Origin of the sequence: Nonomuraea sp. NPDC049646, from assembly GCF_044465525.1 — a bacterium.
Lineage (GTDB): Bacteria > Actinomycetota > Actinomycetes > Streptosporangiales > Streptosporangiaceae > Nonomuraea.
Map to the genome: position 1 here is coordinate 335546 of NZ_JBITLU010000003.1, position 20030 is coordinate 355575.

Sequence of the window (20030 nt, forward strand, 5' to 3'; positions counted from 1 at the left end):
ATCATGGAGGATGTCTGGTTCGGCGCGCTGCTCGCGCCCGAGGCGGCGGACGGCGACCGGGTCCTGCGGCACGCCGAGCTCGCCGACCGGCTCGGCCTGGACCTGGTCGGCGTCCAGGACCACCCCTACCAGGCGGGTTTCCTCGACTCCTGGACCCTGCTGGCCACCATCGCGCAGCGCACCGAGCGCGTCCGGCTGGTGCCCGACGTGGCCAACCTGCCGCTGCGCCCGCCCGCCGTGCTGGCCAGGGCCGCCGCCTCGCTGGACATCCTCAGCGGCGGCCGGGTGGAGCTGGGGCTCGGCGCGGGCGCGCTGTGGGACGCCATCGCCGCCATGGGCGGCCCCCGGCTCTCCCCCGGCGAGTCGGTCGAGGCGCTGGCCGAGGCGATCACCGTCATCCGGGCGCTGTGGACCCCGGGCGACCCGGTGACCTTCTCCGGCGGCCACCACCGGCTGGCGGGCGCGCGCCCCGGCCCGTTCCCGCCGCACCCGATCGGGATCTGGATCGGCGCGACCGGACGGCGGATGCTGGAGCTGACCGGCCGGACGGGCGACGGCTGGCTGACCTCGTCCTTCCACAGCCCGCCCGAGGCCGTGACCGCGCAGGCCAGGATCCTCGACGCGGCCGCCGCGGAGGCCGGGCGCGACCCGGCGGCGATCCGCAAGGTCTACAACCTCGGCGGCAGCCTGTCGCCGCTGCTCGGCGCGGGCTTCCTCGACGGTCCCGCCGCCCTGTGGGCCGAGCAGCTCACGGAGCTGGTGTTCGCGGCGGGCCTGAGCGGGTTCGTGCTGGCTCCGGGGGTGGAGGCCGAGCGGGACCTGCGGGTGTTCGCCGAGGAGGTCGCGCCCGCCGTACGGGCGGCCGTGGCGAGGGAGCGCGGCCGGCCCGCGCCCGAGCCGCCCCGCCGGCCGGTGACGATCCCCGACCTGGACGAGGCCGGCCGGCCCAGGGCGGCGGCCGGCGACCCCGCGCCCCTGGTCCCCGGCCAGGCCCGGCCGGGCCGCCGCCTGGTGGACGTGCACGACGGCTACCGCGCCCAGCTCCGCCAGGTCAGGGACGCGGTCGAGCAGGTGGCCGCCGAGACCGCGGCCCGGCGCCCGGACGGCGACCGGCTGGCGGTGCGCCAGAACCACTGGACGCTCGGCGCGTTCTGCGCGACCTTCCGCCGCCTGCTGACCGTGCACCACGACGTCGAGCACGGCACCACCTTCCCCGCCCTCACCGAGCGCGACCCCGCCCTGGAGCCGGTGGTCAAGAAGCTGGAGCAGGAGCACGAGGTCATCGCCGAGCTGCTGGCCCGCCTGGACCGGGCGTGCGCGGAGATGATCGCCGACCCGGCCAGGATCGACCGGGTCCGGGCCGGCGTCGAACGGCTCTCGCAGGCCCTGGCCTCGCACTTCGCCTACGAGGAGGAGGAACTGGCCGAGCCTGTCGGCCGCCTGGAGATCCGCCTCTAGCCCGAGGAGCGTTCGTGGACGTGCCCGCGCCCGTGTGGTGGCTGACGATCCTGGGGATCGCCGGCCTGCTGCTGTTCGACTTCTTCTTCCACGTGCGGCAGGCGCACGTCCCCGCGCTGCGCGAGGCGGCCGTCTGGTCGGCCCTGTACGTCGGGATCGCCCTGCTGTTCGGCGTGGGCGTGTGGGCGTTCGGCGGCGCCGAGCCGGGCGCGGAGTACTTCGCCGGGTACGTGACCGAGAAGGCGCTGTCGGTCGACAACCTGTTCGTCTTCCTCGTCATCATGGCCAGCTTCCGGGTGCCGCGCGCCGACCAGCAGAAGGCCCTGCTGTTCGGCATCGTCTTCTCGCTGATCGCCAGGACCGGGTTCATCCTCCTCGGCGCCGCGATGATCGAGACGTTCGCCTGGGTGTTCTACGTCTTCAGCCTGATCCTGCTGCTCACGGCGGGCAACCTGCTGCGCCCGGAGGGCGGCGAGGGCCACACCGACAACATCATGGTCCGCCTGGCCCGCAGGCTGTTCCGCGCCACGGAAACCTACGACGGCGACCGGCTGTTCACGGTGGTGGACGGCCGCCGGGTGATGACGCCGATGTTGCTGGTCATGATCGCCCTGGCCGGCACCGACGTGCTGTTCGCGCTCGACTCCATCCCGGCCATCTTCGGCCTCACCCAGAACGTCTACCTCGTCTTCACCGCCACCGCCTTCTCCCTGCTGGGGCTGCGGCAGCTCTACTTCCTCATCGACGGCCTGCTCGACCGGCTCATCTACCTCGCCTACGGGCTGGCGGTCATCCTGGCCTTCATCGGCGTCAAGCTCGGGCTGCACGCGCTGCACGAGAACAACGTGCCGTTCGTCAACGACGGCGAGCCGGTGAACGTCACCGAGATCAGCACCGGGCTGTCGCTGTCGGTGATCGTCGGCGTGCTGCTGGTCACCGTGGCCGCCTCGCTGGCCAGCCCCCGCGGCCGGGCGCAGAACGTGGTCTCGGCCGTCCGCCGGCACGCCCAGGACTACCTGGACGTCGAGAAGGACCCGGCGCGGCGCGAGGAGGTCTACCGCGACCTGCTCGCGGCCGAGGCGCGGCTGGGCGAGCTGCCGGAGCGGCAGCGGGCCGGCGTCGCCCGGGACGAGCGGCTGGCGGCCCTGGTGGCGCGGGCGCACGCCGAGCACGCGAGCGGGCCCGGCCCGGCTAGGTAGAGGTGGCCTGGCGGGAGGTCAGCGGGGCCGCGATGTGCTCCAGCGGCGTGCGCTCGGCCTTCACCCCGAAGACGATCTCCACCACCCCGGCCGCCACCATCATCCCGGCGCCGAAGCAGTAGCCCCAGAACAGCCGGGTCGGGTCGGGGTCGCGCTGGTCGCCGATGAGCGAGGCGAAGACCGTCGGCCCGAACGCCCCCGCGACCTGCCCGAGCGCGAAGAAGATCGCGATGGCCTGGGCCCGCAGCTCGATCGGGAAGATCTCGCTCACGGTCAGGTACGCCGAGCTGGCCGCCGCCGAGGCGATGAAGAAGATCACCGACCAGAGCACGGTCTGCGTGACCGCCGTCAGCATGCCCTCCTTGAACAGCCACCCGGTCACCGCCAGCAGCAGCCCCGAGGCGATGTACGTGGCCGAGATCATCTGCCTGCGCCCGACCGTGTCGAACAGCCTGCCCAGCAGCAGCGGCCCGAGCAGGTTCCCGGCCGCGAAGGCGAACATGTACTGCGGCACCGAGCCCGCCGGGACGCCGTAGAAGTGCGTCAGCACCAGCGAGTAGGTGAAGAACACCGCGTTGTAGAGGAACGACTGGCAGATCATCAGCGTCGCCCCCAGCACCGAGCGCTCCGGGTACGTGCGGAACAACGTCCTGGCGACCTGCGACAGCGGCGCGTGGTGCTCGGGGACGATCTCCAGCGCCTGCTCCTGCGGCACCGGCTCCAGCCTGACCCGGTCCTCCCGCTCGACCTCCCGCTCGATGCGGGCGACGACCCGCTCGGCCTCCTCCTCGCGGCCGTGCGTCATCAGCCAGCGCGGGCTCTCCGGCAGGTGCCGGCGCAGCCCCCAGATGGCCAGGCCGATCACCGGCCCGACCGCGAACCCGAGCCGCCAGGCCCAGTCGGGGTCCAGCGGCCCGCCGGGGTGCAGCAGCAGGAACGTGGCCGAGGTGGCCAGCAGCGACCCCAGCCAGTAGGTGCCGTTGATGGCCAGGTCGACGTGGCCCCGGTAGTGGGAGGGGATCATCTCGTCGATGGCGGAGTTGACGGCCGCGTACTCGCCGCCGATGCCCGCCCCCGCCACGAGACGCAGCACCAGGAAGCTCCACAGGTCCCACGACAGGGCGGTCAGGCCGCTGGCGACCAGGTAGATGCCGAGCGTGAGGATGAACAGCCTCCTGCGGCCGAGCCGGTCGGACAGCCAGCCGAAGTAGAGCGCGCCGGCCACCTGGCCGATCAGGTAGACGGTGGCCGACAGGCCCACCTCGGCGGAGGTGAAGCCGAGCGTGTCGGGGCGCTGCAGGAACGCCCCGACGTTGCTGGCGATGGTGATCTCCAGCCCGTCGAGCACCCAGGCCACGCCGAGCGCGATCACCAGCCGGGTGTGGAACGGCGCCCACGGCAGGCGGTCCATGCGGGCGGGGACCAGGCTGCGTACGACGCCGTCCTCGTTCATGCGTCCTTACTCTAAGTGATCATATGATCACCCATCGGCTCGGGTGCCGTTGCCGTTGCCCGTGCCGTCGTAGCCGAGCAGCCACATGGCCGTGTCCGGGTCCATGGCCGCGGCCAGCAGCTGGGCCCGCCGGTGAGCCTCGTCGCGCTCGCGTTCCGCCTTGGCCTGCGCCGTCCGTACGCCCCTGACCGCCACGAACGCGAGCCCGGCACCCACGATCACCCCGACGACCACGACGAACAGCAGGAGCAGCAGGGCCGGTGAGGCGAGCGCGGGAGCCGCCGCGACGTCGGCCCCCGCGCCGGGCACCGCGCCCGTCACCGCCAGCGCCGCGATCAGGGCCAGCGCGATCAGCCCGAGCAGGCTGGCCACGACCAGCCAGGCCCGTCCGGCGCGCCGGCGCGGCCGGGCCTCACCGACCGGGCCGCCGACCGCCCCGTCGACCGGCCCGCCGACCGGCCCGAAGCCCGCGTGCGGGACGGCGGCCGGAACCGCCGCCGCCACGGGGACCGGCACGGGAGCGGGCCTCGGGCCGGGCGCCCACGGCACGAACTCGGGCCGGTCACCGCCCTGGTCAACGCCCTGCCCGACGCCCTGCCCGACGCCCTGTTCGAGGCTCTGCGCGACGCCCTGGTCGATCCGGGTGACCTCGGCCGTGATCACCTGCGCCGCGGCGGCGGCGCCCGCGCCCGGGGCGGCGAAGGCGACCGCCCGCGGCGCGGCCTCCTCCTCCACCGGGCCGGGCAGCTCGCGCTCGATGCGGCTGTGCTCCTTGTGCGCCCTGGCCGCGTCGTGGTGGTAGTCCTCCAACTGCTCGTAGAGCTCGTCGGAGGCGTAGATCGTGCCGTCCACGAGCGGTCCGCGCTCGCCGCGGATGACGGCCACCACGTCGTCGCCGTTGAGCGTCTTGTGCGTCTCCAGGGCGTGCGCCAGGCACAGCACCTGCCTGCGGTGCTCCGCCAGCAGCCGCTCGGTCTGCTCCAGCAGCCGCACCAGGTTGAACTCGATGCGCTCGCCCAGCACGTCGGGGGTCAGGTCGGGCGCGGCGCGCACCGGATCGCGCTCGGTGATGCCGATGCCGCCTCCCCCGCCGCCCCGGCCGCGCATGGCCTTGCCGCCGTGGATCTCCAGCTCCTGGAGCGCGGGCAGCGACGTGACGCCGGAGCCCATCCCCCAGTACGACTCCATGAGCGCGGTGAGGAACGTGGCCGCGTGCAGGTCGCCGGAGACGCCGGAGGAGTTGTCCTCGCCGAAGAACATCCGCTCTCCGGCCAGCGAGGCCAGGGAGACCATGATGTCGGCCTCGTACTCGGACTTCCAGCGGGTGAACTGGTCCTCGGGCTTGATCGAGGCGACCATGCCCAGGTAGTCGGCGCCCTTCTCGATGGTGGCGATGTCGATCTCCAGATGGAACCGGGTCACGTACGCCACCACGGCGTGGCACGCCTCGTGCACGGCCACGGCGTGCCGCTCGCGCTCGATGTACTCGACGTCCTCGGGCGGGCCGAGCTGCTTGAGCCGCTTGGCGCGCAGCACGTCCGACCAGGTGATGACCTCCCGGCCGTCGCGGATGGCGGTGATCAGCGACTCGTTGACCAGGTCCTTGATCGTGGCCCCGGTGGCGTACGGCGTGATCGTGGCCAGCTTGTCGATCTGCTCCCCGGTGAGCTCGTGTTCGACCTTGTCGAAATAGCCCTGGTACGTCCGCACCCGCCCGGCCTTGGACGGGTAGCCGACCTTGTAGATGCGGTCGATGCGGCCCGGCCGCAGCAGCGCCTCGTCCAGCGCGTCGGGACGGTTGGTGGCCATCATGACGAGGATGCGGTATTTGGGCGGCGGCTTGGGCCGCATCCCGAGCAGCCGCCTGACCAGCCGGTTGAAGAAGCCGCGCGGCTTCTTGAGCCCGGACAGCTCGGTGAGCAGCGCCTGGAGGGTGCCGGGGTCGCCGCTGTTCATCATGCCGCCGCCGGCGAAGAAGCGCTCGCGCCAGGTGCCCGGCGGGCCGTCGGCGTCGGCGGCCGCGCGCCGGCCCTTGAAGGCCAGCACCGAGCGGCTCTCCTCCGACAGGTACGTCATCCCGTGGCAGCCGGAGTGCGCCGAGAAGCCGCCCTGCCCCGGCGGCCCCTGCTGGGCCAGCTTGCCGCGCTTGCCGAGCGAGTCGGCCTCGTCGAAGAAGACGATCACGCCGCCGTACCGCAGCGCCAGCTTGCGCAGCTTCCTGAACAGGCCCTTGACCTTCAGGATGCCGACGCCCATGAACATGTTCGTGAAGGCTCCCGGATCCACGAACACGTACGGCTTGCCGGTCTCCCCGGCCACGGCCTCGGCCATCAGGGTCTTGCCGGTGCCGGGCGGCCCCCACAGCAGCAGGCCGCTGGGCACGTACCCGCCGCGCCGCTCGATCTCGTCGGGCCGCTCCAGGAAGACGATGTTCTCCTGGACCCGCTCGACCACGTGGTCCTGGCCCCAGACGTCGGCGAAGCGGGTCTTGATGTCGTCGGGGAAGTACGTCTCCACGCCGCCCCTGGACAGGAACCAGAACAGGCCGACGAACTGGATGATGACGAAGAAGAACAGGAAGACGATCTGGAGCAGGAACGGCAGCGCCTGCCAGATCAGCGTCGGCGCCTGCAACAGGGCGACGAACGGGCTGACGTCCAGCACCGCCCCCGCCACGAGCGCGGTCAGCGTGACGAAGAAGGCGATCTTCAGGGCCCTGGAGATGCGGTACCTGGTCCAGTCGTCGAAGCGCCGGTGCGTCCACCGCTCGAACCCGCCGAAGACCTTCCGGCTCCAGAACCGGTGGTAGCCCGACCAGTGCTCGCTGACGAGGAAGTGCAGTTGCCGCAGGACCTCGGCGCCGAGCAGCCAGAAGATCCACTGGTACTCGTAGCCGATCTTCCAGGCCGCCTCGGGGAAGGTCACGACGCCCGTCCAGTCGGCCATCACCTTCCAGGTGAGGATCAGGTAGGCCAGGACCAGCGCGATGAGGAACTTGCTCCGGTCCCAGAACTGCATCTTCTTCCTGGTCACGGAGTCCGGGTCGGAGGGCCCGCTGCCGGGGGCGCGCAGCCCTTCGTGCTGAACGGTGCTCTTGTCTGGGGTGGTCACTGGCGCTCCCTATCCGGGCAGCCGGAGCAGCTTGAACGAACCCGCGATCTTGTCGAACTCGGCGCCGCGCTCGCGGTAGCAGGTCGCCCGGCAGCCGATGAGCATGACCGAGACCGTCGCGCCCTTCTCGTCGAGGATCGCGGTCTGGTCGAACGTCTGGACGTCGGCGCCGATCTGGTAGTTGAAGCGCACCCGTACGCCTCTGGCGCCGTTCTCCAGGGCGAGGACGTCGTCGCTGAGGAGCTCGAACTTGGCGAACATGGGCGGCCGGCCGGTGGTCATGGTCTGCTGCTCGTACAGCTCGCGCATCGGGTCCGTCACGGGCAGCACGAAGTCGCGCAGCCGGTTGAGCGAGATCGCGTCGCGCTGCTGCTCGGTGAGCTTGTGCACGGTGGCGTACACGAACGGGTCGGACGAGCTCAGCAGATGGTTGACCGACGGCTCGGCCGACTGGTCGAAGGCCGTGGACCAGACCCGCTGCGCGCGTGTCGCCGCGGCCAGCGAACCGGGCCGGTCACCCGTCAGATACAGTTCGATCGGAGTGGCGTTGAGCTGCTTGAACGAGGCGGGCACCTTGAAATAGGTGGTGCCTTCCCTGTCCCGTACGTAGGTGAACTCCGGCTGCCCGCACGCCTGCAGCAGGAAGACCGCGACCATGAGCGCGATCCAAGCCCGTGTCCTTTTCACCAGGGCTTACCTCCGCTTTACGGACCAACGCAGTTGTTGTGCCCGCTTTCATGCGGAATGAGGCCGGATGCACGGTGAGAAATCTTGACCAAATCTTGGCCATTGATTGGCTTTACTTGTTACAGATCACCAAATGATGGTATGGGCCAGGTCGCCACACTCTACGGTCGCCCGGGATACAACGTTCGTGCAACCCCCATTGGTAGACCACAGGAAGTAGCAAAGGATATGAGGACGCCCATCCCGAGCCCCGGAGCGCACCATGAAAGAACCCGCGATGGAGACCGTCGACTCCTTCGGCATGACGGCTGAGCGGCAGTTCGCCGACCTGTGGTCGAGGACCGCCCTGTCGGTCAAGGAGCGCCGGCTGCTCCTGCTCGGGCTGCTCGTCGGACAGGGGCTCGACGACCTGACCGCCGTACAGCTCGACGTCGCGCTGCGGGCGGGCGACCTGAGCGAGAGCGAGCTGCGCGAGGTGGTGGTCTTCCTGACCCACTACGCCGGCTGGACCCGCGGATCACGGCTCAACGACCAGGTCGAGGAGCTGATCGAGCGCGTCAGGCAGGCTCGATCCGGTAGAGCGGACCCCGCAGGCTGAGCGCGTAGAGCTCGCCGTCGAGCCCCTCCCCGAAGGAGGAGAGCTGCTCGACCCGGCCGATCTCGGCCGCCTTCGACGGCTCGGCCGCGGGCGCGGCCCTGACCCAGCCGGCGCAGAAGTCCCCGTACAGGAAGCTGCCGCGCAGCCAGGGCAGCGCGGCGCCGCGGTAGACGTACCCGGCGATCACCGAGCAGTTGCCGTCCTTGTGCAGGGGGTAGGTGATGACCGGCTCGGTCAGGCCGCGGCCCGTGCCGCCGCGGAAGGGCCGCCCGCCCTCGCGCAGGTTCCAGCCGTAGTTCTCGCCGCCCTTGGAGGCGGCCGGCTGGCGGTCGACCTCCTCCGCCTCGTCCTGGCCGACGTCGCCGATCCACAGGTCGCCGCTGTGCCGATCGAAGCCGAACCGCCAGGGGTTGCGCAGGCCGTAGGCCCAGATCTCCGGACGCGCGCCGTCCTTCCCGGCGAACGGGTTGTCCCGCGGCACCTTGTACGGCCTGCCGCGCGGGTCGATGCGCAGGATCTTGCCCAGCAGCGTGCCGAGGTCCTGGCCGTTGCCCTGCGGGTCGCCCGCGCTGCCGCCGTCGCCGAGCCCGACGTAGAGGTGGCCGTCGGGGCCGAAGGCGAGCTGGCCGCCGTTGTGGTTGGCGTACGGCTGGTCCTGGGTGAGCACGTCGCGCCGGCCGGTCGCGCGCCGGCCGTCGAAGGCCCATTCGGTGACGTGGGTGGCGCCGCGCGTGTCGGTCCAGTCGAGGTAGAGCCACCGGCCGGAGGGATGGAAGGCCACGCCGAGCAGGCCCTGCTCGTTGCCGCCGCTCACCTCGCCCGACAGGTCGACGAGGACGTCGCCGTCCGTGGCGCGCAGCCGGCCGCCCTGCTCGGCGACGTAGAGCCGGTCGTCGCCCTTGCGCACGGCCAGGGCGACCGGCCGTTCGAACCGGCCGAGCTCCCGGAAACGCACCTGGCCGCGCCCGGACGTGCGCTCCGGCCCGGCGCTCGCCGGCGTGGAGGCCGGAGCTGAGGACCCGGGGACGGGGGTCGCGGGGGCCGGGCCGGGCGGGGGCGAGGCGGCCGAGCAGGCGGTGAGGGCCAGGAGGAGCACGGCCGCGAGGGGGCGCACGCCGTCCATACTCGCACGCCCGACCGGGGACGTTAAGGTTCAGGACATGCCTACCGCATTGATCACTGGCGCCACCGCCGGCATCGGCGCCGCGTTCGCCCGCCGCCTGGCCGCCGACGCCTGCTCGCTCGTCCTGGTCGCGCGCGACGAGCAGCGGCTCGTCCAGGTCGCCGACCAGCTCAGGCTCAGGTACGGCGTGGACGTCGAGGTGCTGCCCGCCGACCTGGCCACCGAGGAGGGCCTGGCCAGGGTCGAGTCGAGACTCCGCGACGGAGTCGACCTGCTGGTGAACAACGCCGGCTTCGGCCACCCCGGCGACTTCCTCAAGGTGCCGGTCGAGGACGAGCTGCGCATGCTGAAGGTCCACTGCGAGGCCGTGCTGCGGCTCACCCTGGCGGCGCTGCCCGCGATGCGCAAGCGCGACCGGGGCGCGGTGATCAACGTGGCGTCGGTCGCGGCGTTCTTCTCCCGCGGCACCTACAGCGCCTCGAAGGCGTGGGTGGTCAACTTCAGCGAGTCCGCGGCCAACGACGTGCGCAACCCGCGGATCAAAATCATGGCGCTGTGCCCGGGTTTCGTGCGCACCGAGTTCCACCAGCGGGCGTCCATGGACACCTCGGGCATCCCGGGGTTCCTGTGGCTGAAGGCCGACAACGTGGTCAGGGAGGCCATGCGCGACCTCGCGCTCGGCAAGCGGGTCTCGGTGCCCGACCTGCGCTACAAGGCCATCGTGGCGATCGGCAGGCTGGTGCCGCACAACCTGGCCGGGCGCGTCTCGGCCAGGCTCGGCCGCCGCTGACCTCGGGGCGTACCACAACAAGGTGGGCCCCCGCCGCGGGAGGGGGTCGCGGTGGGGGCCCGGGACGGCCGTGAGGAACTCACGGCCGGGAACCGGCAGATCCGGCTGGACCTGCTAGCGGTTAGCCTCGTGGCCGATGGCCAGGCCGCTGGTCGGGTCGAAGAAGTGCATGTTGTGCGTGTCCAGGACCAGGTCGATGCGCTGGCCGGGGCGCACGTGGCTGCGGGCGTTGACGCGGGCGGTCCACAGGGACTTGTCGCCCACGAGCGGCAGCGCCGCCTCCTCGTCGTCGCCCGTGTCGGCGGCGGCGACGGTGTCCTTGTGCTCGACCGGCGGGGCGTCGATCAGGAACAGCACGTTGATCTCGGAGCCCAGCTCCTCGGTGACCTCCGCCTTGACGGGCAGGGTGGCCCAGCCGTTGGCGTGGTTGCCGGCCGAGTTGGCGTCCTCGAAGTCCGACGGGCGGATGCCGAGGATGACCTTCTTGCCGATGTACTGGTCGAGGCCCGGCTTCTCGGCGAACGCCGAGTCGGGGATCGGCAGGCTGATGTCGGCGAAGCGCACGGCCGCGCCGTTGTCGCGGACCAGCTCGGCGGTGACGAAGTTCATCGAGGGCGAGCCCATGAAGCCGGCGACGAACAGGTTGACCGGCTTGTCGAACAGGTTCTGCGGGGTGTCCACCTGCTGGAGCAGGCCGTCGCGCAGGACGCAGACGCGGTCGCCGAGGGTCATGGCCTCGACCTGGTCGTGGGTGACGTACACGGTGGTGACGCCGAGGCGCTCGTGCAGGGTGTTGAGCGAGGCGCGCATGGAGACGCGGAGCTTGGCGTCGAGGTTCGACAGCGGCTCGTCCATGAGGAAGGCCTGCGGCTCGCGGACGATGGCGCGGCCCATGGCGACACGCTGGCGCTGACCACCGGACAGAGCGGCCGGCTTGCGCTTGAGGTAGGTCTCCAGGCCGAGCATCTTGGCGGCCTCGTTGACTCGCTTCTGGATCTCCGGCTTGGGCATCTTGCGGAGCTTGAGGCCGAAGGCGAGGTTCTCCTCGACCGTCATGTGCGGGTAGAGCGCGTAGTTCTGGAAGACCATCGCGATGTCGCGGTCCTTGGGCGGCAGGTGGTTGACCACCTTGTCGCCGATGGCGATCTCGCCGCCGCTGATGTCCTCAAGGCCGGCGATCATCCGGAGCGCGGTCGACTTGCCGCAACCCGATGGGCCAACCAGCACCATGAACTCGCCGTCCTTGATCTCAAGGTTCAGCCCGTTCACGGCCTTCACGCCACCGGCGTAGATCTTGTCGACGTTCGTCAGAACGATGGATGCCATGACATTCCTTCGCGCTCCAGGGCGATCGGCCCGGACGTTGGTTCTCGGTTCCCGTGGATACGTTTTCACGTATCTCACCCGAAACGGACATCGGTGTCAAGGGGTACCGCGTGACCAGCCTTTGTAGGAGCGGCGCCCTTCCGGTGGCGTGGAATCCATGATGGAATCGTTTCCATGGAGAAGCGCGCGACGATCAAGGATGTGGCCGAGGCGGCGGGCGTCGGCGTCGCGACCGTGTCCCGGGTGCTGTCGGGCGGCTCGGCCAGCCCCAGCACCAGGGAACGGGTGCTGGCCGTCGCCGCCCAGCTCGACTACCGGCCCAGCGCGCTCGGCCGCAACCTGCGCCAGCGCCGCACCGGCGGCCTGGGCCTGCTGGTGCCCGACCTCACCGACACCTTCTACGGGCAGCTCTGCGAAGGCGTGCTCGCCTGCGCCCGGTCGGCGGGCGAGCCGGTGGTGCTGGGCTCGACGGCCGGCGACCCCGAGCAGGAGGCCGAGCTGATCGGCATGCTGCTGGAGCAGAGCGTCGACCGGGTCATCGCGGTGCCCTCCGGCGACGCCGAGACGTGGGCCCCCGCGCTCAGGGCGGGCATGACGGTGGTCTTCGCCGACCGCCTGCCGCCCGAGGCCGGGCGCGACGGCGACCGCGACCCCGCCGAGAGCGCCCTCGACGACCTCATGCTCCTCGACGGCGTGACGCCGCGCGGGCGCGTCCCCGAGGGCGCCGCGCGTCCGCTCGACGTGCCCGCCGTCCTGGCCGACGACCGCGCCGGCATCCGTACGGCCGTGCGCTACCTGCGCGGCCTCGGCCACCGGCGCATCGCCTTCCTCGGCGGCCCCGGCCACGACCGGCGGGCCGACGCCTTCCGCGAGGCCGTGGGCGCGCCGGTGGACGAGGAGCTGGTGGTGTTCGGCACCGGCAGCCGCGACTCGGCGTACGCCGCCGCCTCCGGCCTGTTCCAGAGCCGTCCCGACCTGTCGGCCGTCGTCGCGGGCGGGAACGTCCTGGGCGAGGCGGCCGTGCTGGCCGCCCGCGAGCTCGACCTGCGGGTGCCGAAGGACGTGTCGCTGGTGATGTACGACGACGTGCCCTGGGCCGAGCTGTGCGCCCCGCCGCTGACCGTGATCGCCCAGCCGGGCCGGGACATGGGCTACCGGGCGTGCGAGCTGGTGCTGCGCGAGGGCACCCGGCGGGCGCGCACGGTGGTGCTGCCCACCGAGCTGATCATCCGCGGGAGCTGCGGCCCCCGCCGGTGACCCTCTCAGCTCTGGCCGAGGACGTGCCGCGCGTGAGTCTCGATCACCTGGGCCACCTCCCGGGGCGCTCTCAGGCGCGCGCCGAGATGGGCGGGGCTGCGGTCGCCGCCGAGCAGCACCACCGGCGCGCGGATCGCCGCGTACGCCGCCCGCCGGTCGCCCAGGGCGTCGATCGCCGGCAGGTCGTCGATCTGCCGCGGCGCGCGCAGTCCTGCGACCTTGCCCCACCGGGTGCCGTCGTCGAGCCCCGCGTGCAGGACGAGGACGGCCGGGCCCCGCCCCTCCTCGACCACCTGGACGTCGGTCCCGTCGGCGGATGTCGCCGTGAGCATGGCGCCTCCTCAGCGCGGCCACTGTACGACTCCTGAGCCCGGTAGTACCTCAGAGCTACGCGAAAGGTGCATCCTCCAGGGGGAAGCCGACTACAACGCGTGATCCCTACCTTCGGTGCCGGAAGGAAGAACCGGCACGGAGGGGGACCACCCGCCATGGCATCGCTCAGGAAGCGCCTGCTCGCCGCGCTCGTCACCGCTTCGGTGGCGGTGCCCGCGTCCGGCGCCGGCGGGTCCGCGGGGGTGCCCGCGCCCGTCCCCGCCGCCGTCGCGCCGCTGCGTGCCGGAACCCCCGCCGCGCGGGGGCACCGCCTGCGGGCGGCGGCGCTGCGGGCCATGGCGGACCCGTCGCGCGCGTTCCTGTCCTTCGACGGGCGCGACGGCGGCCGGACCGTGGAGGTCTTCGGCGACCTGGCGACGGCCCGGCGGATCGCCGTCCTGGTGCCCGGCTCCGACACGAACCTCGACCGGTACGGCCTGCTGCGCGCCGGCGCGACACGGCTGCGCGAGGCCCTCGGCGACGGCTCGGCGGTCATCGCCTGGGCCGGGTACCGCACGCCCGGCACGCTCAGCCTGGAGGTGCTGACGCCCGCGCGGGCCGACGAGGCCGTGCCCGGCTTGCGGGCGTTCGTCCGGGAGGTGCGCGCGCTCAGGCCCGAAGCCCGGCTGTCGCTCGTGTGCCACTCCTACGGCTCGGTGGTGTGCGGACGGGCCGCGCCCGGCCTGGACGTGGCCGCCGTCGTCCTGATGGGCAGCCCCGGCGCGGGCGTCCCCGACGTCGCCGCCATGCGCACCCGCGCGGCCGTGTGGGCCGGGCGCGGCGGCGCCGACTGGATCGCCGGCGTGCCCCACGCGCTGGTCGAGCTGCCGTTCGTCACGGTCGGGCTGGGTGCCGACCCGGTCTCGCCCGGGTTCGGCGCCCGCGTCTTCGCGGCGGGCGACGGCGGCCACAGCGACTACCTGCGGCCCGGCTCCCCCGCCCTCACGGCCGTCGCCCGCATCGTCTCCGGAGAGGCCGACCGCGATGCCTGACCCCTCCCCCACATCGTCTCCGCAGAGGCCGACCGCGATGCCTGACCCCTCCCCCACATCGTCTCCGCAGAGGCCGACCGCGGCGCCCGGCTCCTCCCTCCGCACCCGCTCCGGCCCGCGGGGGCTGACCGCCCGCATCGAGGCCGGGACGCCGCCGGAGCGCGACCGGGCCCTGGACGCCCTGCGCGCCCTGGCCATCCTCGGGGTGGTGGCCGGACACTGGCTGGTCACCGCCGTGGTCAGCGACAGCGGCAGCCTGCGCGTCACCAGCCCGCTCAAGTACCTGCCGCAGCTCGCCCCGATGTCGTGGGCGTTCCAGATGCTGGCGATCTTCTTCCTCGTGGGCGGCCTGGTCGGGGCGAAGGGCCACCGGTCGGCGCGGGCGGCCGGCATCGGCTACCTCCCGTGGCTGCGCGGCCGGCTGGGACGGCTGTTCCGCCCGGTGGCGGTCGTCGTGGCGGTGTGGGCCGTCGCCGCGGTCGCGATGCTCGCCTCCGGGGTGCCGCTGGAGGACGTTCGGGTGCTGGTCAAGACGGTGACGGGGCCGATGTGGTTCCTGCTGGTGTTCGCCGCGCTGACGGCGGCCACGCCGCTGGCCGCCCGGCTGCACCCGGCCTGGCCGCTCGCGGCGGTGGCGGTCTCCGACGCGGTGCGGTTCGGGCCCGGCGGACCGGAGTGGTTGTGGTGGGTGAACCTGGCAGCCGGCTGGCTGGCGCCGTACTGCCTGGGCGCGGCCTGGGCCCGCAGGCGGCTGCGGAGCCGGGCCACCGGCTGGACGCTGCTGGCCGGCGGCGCGGCCACGGCCCTGGCGCTGGTGGCGTGGGGCGGCTACCCGGCGACCATGGTCGGGGTGCCGGGCGCCCCGGTCTCCAACCTGGACCCGCCCTCGCTCGCGGCCGTCGCCTTCGGGCTGGCCCAGTGCGGCGCGGCGCTGCTGCTGCTCGGCCCGCTGCGCCGGGTGCTGCGCCGCCCCGCCGTCTGGGCGCCCGTGGCCGTGGCGAACCTGGCCGCGATGACGATCTTCCTGTGGCACCAGACCGCGCTGATCGCGGTGACCGAGCTCGGCCTGCTGGCGAGCCGGGCGCTGCCCGGCCTGCACACCCCGCCCGAGGAGCTCGGATGGGTGGCGGCCCGGCTGGCCTGGCTGCCGGTGTTCGCGGCGGCGCTGCTGGTGTGCTGCGCCGCCTTCCACGCCCACGAACGCCGGCGGCCCCGCTAGAGCAGCTTCTCGATGGCCGCGACGACCGCCGGGTCGTCGGGGGCGGTGCGGGGACGGAAGCGGGCCACGACGTTGCCCTCGCGGTCGAGCAGGAACTTCTCGAAGTTCCACTGGACGTCGCCCGCCGCGCCCTCCTCGTCGGCCGTCTCGGTGAGCCGCGCGTAGAGCGGGTGCCGGCCGGGGCCGTTGACGTCGGCCTTGGCCAGCAGCGGGAAGTCGACGCCGTAGGTCGCCGAGCAGAACTCCTGGATCTCCTCCGCCGTGCCGGGCTCCTGGCCGGCGAACTGGTTGCAGGGCATGCCGACCACGCTGAAGCCGCGCGGGCCGAAGTCCTGCTGGAGCTTGACCAGGCCGGCGTACTGCGGGGTCAGGCCGCAGCGGGAGGCCACGTTGACCAAAAGCACGGCCTTGTCGCCGGCGAGGTCGCCGAGCGTGGTGGGGTCGTCGGCGAGAGTGCGGAGCGGGATGTCGCGAAGGCTCATGATCTGAAGCTTACAGAACGCCGCCCGCCGCAGATTGTGACCTATTCCTCATTTTTCCCGCAAAACCCCTGAATATCAATATGTCGTGATCTTGGAATTTCGTCTGATTTTTCATGGTCAATTAGGAAAGAAGGGCGTTTGTCAGGCAGGGTGACGCGGTCCCCGTCCCCTTCGAAAGGGAATCCGCATGCCCATGCTCCGCCGTACCGGTGTCCTGGTCCTCGCCGCCACGCTCGCGACGGTGACCGGCACCACGGCCGCACAGGCGCAGAGCTCCCAGAGCAGTGGCAGGAACAAAGCCATCGCCAAGTCCCTGGTCGCCCAGCGCGGCTGGGGCGCCGCCAGCTACGGCTGCCTGGTCAGGCTCTGGGCCAGAGAGAGCGGCTGGAACCACAGGGCCGGCAACCGGTCGGGCGCCTACGGCATCCCGCAGGCGCTTCCGGGCCACAAGATGGCCTCCTCGGGCGCCGACTGGCGCACCAACCCGCGCACCCAGATCCGGTGGGGTCTGGGCTACATCAAGCAGCGGTACGGCTCGCCGTGTCGCGCGTGGGCGCACTTCCAATCCCACAGTTGGTACTGAGCCAAACCCCAGGTACGTCCGCGTTTTTACTCAAGGACATGCCATATGGGCGGCGGGCCGGGCAATCCTGGTCCAGCGAGATCGCCCTTTATCCGAATTGAGCGCGCAAACACCTGTCCTTCGCGTGTCGAGATCGCGGCCCGCGGTCACGGCCCGTAATAGGAATCGTGCTTGAGGACACGTCGTGGCGCCTTCCGGGCCGTCCAGCACGATCGGGCGGTACAGGATCCCGGAAGGCCGCGCGGACCCTCCGCGTCCGAGCCACGGACGCCGGACCGGCAGGGCGCCCCCGAGGGGGCGCCCGTCCGCACGCGACCCGAAAGCAAGGATCGCCTTGGACAGCAAACGCGTGCTCAGCGGCACTCTTCTCACTATCAGCGCGTTCGGCGTCAGCACCGGCCCGGCCTGGGCGGAGTCCCGGCCTCCGGTGATCAAGATGCGGACCTGGACAACGTCAGCGCAACCGAAGATCGCGGCCGTACGGCCCGCCGGAAGAAACAAGAAGATCGCTCTGGGACAGGTCGTCCAGCGCGCGTGGAACTACCGGGAGTTCCGCTGCCTGGACAACCTGTGGACCAGAGAGAGCAATTGGAACCACCACGCGCTCAACCGGTCGTCGGGCGCCTACGGGATCCCGCAGGCGCTGCCCGCGGTCAAGATGAGCGGCGCAGGCAAGGACTGGCGGTCCAACCCCGAGACGCAGATCCGCTGGGGCCTGGCCTACATCAAGGGAAGGTACGGCAAGCCCTGCGGCGCCTGGGGGCACTGGAGATCGCACAACTGGTACTGATCTCCCGCCCGGGAGGGCATCCGGGCCCGCCCGGGAGGGCATCCGGGCCCGCCCGGATGCCCTCCTACTGCCCCGCGTGCACCGCGATGGCCTGGATGAGCAGCTCGACCCCGAACTCGAACTCCGCCTCGTGGTCGCACTCGGCCAGCAGCGGCGCCAGCGCGCTCACCTCGGGGAACAGCGCCGGATCGATCTCGGCGGCCTCGACCGTGCGGCTGTGGACGGGCGCGAACGTGGGCGTCACGCCGACCTCGCGCAGCAGCGAGCCCACGATGAAGGCGATGAACATGCGCAACATCCGGACGGCGTCGGGCCCGTCGAAGCCCGCGCCGCGCAGCGTGGCCAGCGCCCGCTCGACCGGCAGCAGCCCGGCGTGGGAGTGGAGCTGGCGGCTGACCACCACCATGGTCGAGCGCGGATGATGATGGGCGATCTGCCGGAAGGCCCGCGCCTGCGCCCGCACCCGGTCGGTCCAGTGGGCGTCGGGGTCGTCGGTGAACTCGATGCCGCTCAGCACGCTCTCGGCCACGCCGTTGAGCAGGGCGTCCTTGTTCGGCACGTGGTTGTAGAGGGACATCACGCCGACGCCGAGCTCGGCCGCGATGCGGCGCATGGAGACCGCGTCGGCGCCCTCGCGCTCGATGAGGTCGATGGCCGCGGCCACGATGCGGGGCCTGGACAGGGGCTCGGTGGTCATAGCTCATTCTATTGACGGACGTACACCGTACGTGCAAGGGTCGAGCCGTGGACGTACACCGTACGTAATCCCCCTCGCGGAGGTCCCCCATGTCGACGCACGATCTCTACACCCTCCCCGCCGAGCTCTCCACCTGGGACGTCGGCATGGCCGGCGCCAGCCGGTTCACCTGGGAGTACGACGAGGGCCGCGACCGCATGCTGGCCCTGTACCAGAAGGGCAAGGACAAGCAGTGGGACTCGGCCAAGCGCATCGACTGGGACCTGGAGGTGGACCCGTACAACGTGCTCGGGATCCCCGACAACACGATCGCCATCCACGACACCCCGCTGTGGCACCGGCTCGGCCCCCAGCAGCGCCAGGACGTGCGGCTGCACGGCGCGGCCTGGCAGTTCTCCCAGTTCCTGCACGGCGAGCAGGGCGCGATGATCTGCTCGGCCCGGATCGTCGAGTCGGTTCCCGACCTGGACTCCAAGTTCTACGCCGCCACCCAGACCATGGACGAGGCCCGCCACGCCGAGACCTACGCCCGATTCCTCCAGGAGAAGGTGGGCCTGGCGTACCCGATCAACGAGCACCTCAAGGCGCTGCTGGAGAGCACGCTCAGCGACTCCCGCTGGGACATGCCCTACCTCGGCATGCAGGTGCTCATCGAGGGCCTGGCCCTGGCCGCGTTCGGCGTCATGCGCGACATCACCACCAAGCCGCTGCCCAAGCAGATCCTCGCGTACGTGATGCAGGACGAGGCCCGGCACGTCGCCTTCGGCCGGATGGCGCTGCGCGACTACTACAAGAACCTGTCGGAGTCCGAGCTGCGCGAGCGCGAGGACTTCGTCATCGAGGGCTGCTACCTGATGCGCGACCGGCTGCGCGGCGCGGAGTCCTGGGAGCACCTGGGCCTGTCCAGGGCCGAGACCGACGAGGTCATGCGGGCCACCGACCAGTCGGAGTACCTGCGGCTGTTCCGCTCGCTGCTGTTCAGCAGGATCGTGCCGTGCGTCAAGGACATCGGGCTGTGGAGCCCCCGGCTGCAGCAGGCGTACGCCGACATGGGCGTGCTGGAGATGGCCGGCCAGTCGCTCGACGCCCTCATGAAGCAGGACGAGGACATCGCCGACAAGCTGGACGAGGCCCGCTTCGCCGCCGAGGAGGCCGAGCGGCACGCCGAGGTCGCCGACACGATCGCCCTCGGCACGTCCGCCTCCTGACCGGCCCGCCCGCCCGCCCCACCGGGCGGCGGTGTCAGCGTCCGCCGTGGAAGCGGCGGTGCAGTTCGTGCACCTGCCCGGCCAGCTCCGGGACGGGCCCGTCCACCCGGACGCCCGGCGCGACCGCGTTGACCGGCAGCGTGCTCACCGGCGGCGCCGGCACGCCCAGCTCCGCCAGCCAGCCGCCGAGCTGCTCCGACGACGCCACGTAGACGATGCGCCCGAGGCCCACCCAGGCGTGGGCCGCCGCGCACATCGGGCAGTGCTCGCCGGAGGTGTAGACGGTGGCCGCCGCCCGCTCCTGCGGGGTCAGGTTGGCCGCCGCCCACCGTGCCAGCTCGAACTCCGGGTGCCGGGTGCGGTCGCCCCCGGCCACCCGGTTGTGGTCCTCGGCCAGCACGGCGCCGTCCGCGGCGACCAGCACCGACCCGAAGGGCTCGTCGCCCGACTCCAGCGCCTCGGCGGCCAGCTCGACACAGCGCCGCAGGTACGGCAGTTCACTCTCGTCGATCATCGCGACTTCCCGTCCGGTGAGAAAACGTGAGCGGAAAGGACAGCTCCGCCTTGACCCGGGCCGCGCCCGAGCCGCAGGTGGACGTGTGCCCGGCCGCCCGGACGGCGGCGGGCGCGGGGTCGCCGGACGCGCCGTGAGGGTCTCGTTTCTGCCTGTAACCTGCAGAAACCC

At 72.0% G+C, this 20030-nt stretch carries 19 protein-coding genes; 10 read left to right on the forward strand and 9 right to left on the reverse strand.

Annotated features, from left to right (window positions below):
• The first annotated feature begins 3 nt into the window (after positions 1-3).
• Positions 4-1458: an LLM class flavin-dependent oxidoreductase gene (locus tag ACIBQ8_RS10510; protein ID WP_397191778.1), complete on the forward strand. Its 1455-nt coding sequence runs from the start codon at positions 4-6 to the stop codon at positions 1456-1458.
• Positions 1459-1472: 14 nt separating this feature from the next.
• Complete coding sequence (locus tag ACIBQ8_RS10515) at positions 1473-2657, forward strand: TerC family protein (RefSeq protein WP_397176149.1); 1185 nt, start codon at positions 1473-1475, stop codon at positions 2655-2657.
• Here the strand turns inward: ACIBQ8_RS10515 and ACIBQ8_RS10520 are convergent.
• The 3 genes from ACIBQ8_RS10520 to ACIBQ8_RS10530 are packed head-to-tail and all read right to left on the reverse strand — an operon-like array spanning position 2650 to position 7908.
• The gene (locus ACIBQ8_RS10520) at positions 2650-4110 is read right to left on the reverse strand and encodes an MFS transporter (protein WP_397191779.1); all 1461 of its coding nucleotides are present in this window, start codon (positions 4108-4110) and stop codon (positions 2650-2652) included. The two genes, ACIBQ8_RS10515 and ACIBQ8_RS10520, sit on opposite strands and share 8 nt — an antisense overlap.
• A gap of 27 nt (positions 4111-4137) precedes the next feature.
• Positions 4138-7221, reverse strand: coding sequence for an AAA family ATPase (locus ACIBQ8_RS10525; RefSeq protein ID WP_397191780.1), 3084 nt, complete (start codon positions 7219-7221; stop codon positions 4138-4140).
• A gap of 9 nt (positions 7222-7230) precedes the next feature.
• Positions 7231-7908, reverse strand: coding sequence for a lipoprotein (locus ACIBQ8_RS10530; RefSeq protein ID WP_397176154.1), 678 nt, complete (start codon positions 7906-7908; stop codon positions 7231-7233).
• Between the two features lie 262 nt (positions 7909-8170).
• On the opposite strand from ACIBQ8_RS10530, the gene ACIBQ8_RS10535 reads away from it, so the two are divergent.
• On the forward strand, positions 8171-8506 hold the full coding sequence (locus ACIBQ8_RS10535; protein WP_397176156.1) for a carboxymuconolactone decarboxylase family protein: 336 nt from the start codon (positions 8171-8173) through the stop codon (positions 8504-8506).
• On the opposite strand, the gene ACIBQ8_RS10540 is transcribed toward ACIBQ8_RS10535, so the two are convergent.
• A complete protein-coding gene (locus tag ACIBQ8_RS10540; RefSeq protein WP_397176157.1) occupies positions 8466-9620 on the reverse strand; it encodes a PQQ-dependent sugar dehydrogenase in 1155 nt (384 codons plus the stop codon). The two genes, ACIBQ8_RS10535 and ACIBQ8_RS10540, sit on opposite strands and share 41 nt — an antisense overlap.
• 46 nt (positions 9621-9666) lie before the next feature.
• Between ACIBQ8_RS10540 and ACIBQ8_RS10545 the strand changes: the two genes are divergently transcribed.
• Complete coding sequence (locus tag ACIBQ8_RS10545) at positions 9667-10419, forward strand: SDR family NAD(P)-dependent oxidoreductase (RefSeq protein ID WP_397191781.1); 753 nt, start codon at positions 9667-9669, stop codon at positions 10417-10419.
• Between the two features lie 114 nt (positions 10420-10533).
• Here ACIBQ8_RS10545 and ACIBQ8_RS10550 read toward each other — a convergent pair whose 3' ends face one another.
• The gene (locus ACIBQ8_RS10550) at positions 10534-11745 is read right to left on the reverse strand and encodes an ABC transporter ATP-binding protein (protein ID WP_397176160.1); all 1212 of its coding nucleotides are present in this window, start codon (positions 11743-11745) and stop codon (positions 10534-10536) included.
• Between the two features lie 174 nt (positions 11746-11919).
• On the opposite strand from ACIBQ8_RS10550, the gene ACIBQ8_RS10555 reads away from it, so the two are divergent.
• Complete coding sequence (locus tag ACIBQ8_RS10555) at positions 11920-13002, forward strand: LacI family DNA-binding transcriptional regulator (protein ID WP_397176162.1); 1083 nt, start codon at positions 11920-11922, stop codon at positions 13000-13002.
• A 5-nt stretch (positions 13003-13007) separates the two neighbouring features.
• On the opposite strand, the gene ACIBQ8_RS10560 is transcribed toward ACIBQ8_RS10555, so the two are convergent.
• Positions 13008-13334 carry a hypothetical protein gene (locus ACIBQ8_RS10560; RefSeq protein ID WP_397191782.1) on the reverse strand — a complete coding sequence of 109 codons (327 nt, stop codon included), beginning with the start codon at positions 13332-13334 and terminating at the stop codon, positions 13008-13010.
• Between the two features lie 156 nt (positions 13335-13490).
• On the opposite strand from ACIBQ8_RS10560, the gene ACIBQ8_RS10565 reads away from it, so the two are divergent.
• Together ACIBQ8_RS10565 and ACIBQ8_RS10570 are read left to right on the forward strand one after the other, a co-directional pair.
• Positions 13491-14366 (forward strand): alpha/beta hydrolase, encoded by an 876-nt coding sequence (locus ACIBQ8_RS10565; RefSeq protein WP_397191783.1) that lies wholly within the window; start codon positions 13491-13493, stop codon positions 14364-14366.
• Positions 14367-14403: 37 nt separating this feature from the next.
• Positions 14404-15585 carry an acyltransferase gene (locus tag ACIBQ8_RS10570; RefSeq protein WP_397191784.1) on the forward strand — a complete coding sequence of 394 codons (1182 nt, stop codon included), beginning with the start codon at positions 14404-14406 and terminating at the stop codon, positions 15583-15585.
• Here ACIBQ8_RS10570 and ACIBQ8_RS10575 read toward each other — a convergent pair.
• On the reverse strand, positions 15582-16067 hold the full coding sequence (locus ACIBQ8_RS10575; RefSeq protein WP_397176168.1) for a glutathione peroxidase: 486 nt from the start codon (positions 16065-16067) through the stop codon (positions 15582-15584). The genes ACIBQ8_RS10570 and ACIBQ8_RS10575 overlap by 4 nt on opposite strands.
• Before the next feature lie 187 nt (positions 16068-16254).
• Here ACIBQ8_RS10575 and ACIBQ8_RS10580 point away from each other — a divergent pair, with 187 nt between their 5' ends.
• Positions 16255-16650, forward strand: a complete 396-nt coding sequence (locus ACIBQ8_RS10580) for a transglycosylase SLT domain-containing protein (protein ID WP_352324904.1) — start codon at positions 16255-16257, stop codon at positions 16648-16650.
• Between the two features lie 334 nt (positions 16651-16984).
• Complete coding sequence (locus ACIBQ8_RS10585) at positions 16985-17440, forward strand: transglycosylase SLT domain-containing protein (protein ID WP_397176170.1); 456 nt, start codon at positions 16985-16987, stop codon at positions 17438-17440.
• Positions 17441-17504: 64 nt separating this feature from the next.
• Here ACIBQ8_RS10585 and ACIBQ8_RS10590 read toward each other — a convergent pair whose 3' ends face one another.
• Positions 17505-18137, reverse strand: coding sequence for a TetR/AcrR family transcriptional regulator (locus tag ACIBQ8_RS10590; RefSeq protein ID WP_397191785.1), 633 nt, complete (start codon positions 18135-18137; stop codon positions 17505-17507).
• Between the two features lie 89 nt (positions 18138-18226).
• Between ACIBQ8_RS10590 and ACIBQ8_RS10595 the strand changes: the two genes are divergently transcribed.
• Positions 18227-19345, forward strand: a complete 1119-nt coding sequence (locus tag ACIBQ8_RS10595; RefSeq protein WP_397191786.1) for a ferritin-like domain-containing protein — start codon at positions 18227-18229, stop codon at positions 19343-19345.
• Positions 19346-19379: 34 nt separating this feature from the next.
• On the opposite strand, the gene ACIBQ8_RS10600 is transcribed toward ACIBQ8_RS10595, so the two are convergent.
• Positions 19380-19859, reverse strand: coding sequence for a nucleoside deaminase (locus tag ACIBQ8_RS10600; protein ID WP_397176175.1), 480 nt, complete (start codon positions 19857-19859; stop codon positions 19380-19382).
• Positions 19860-20030 lie beyond the last annotated feature (171 nt).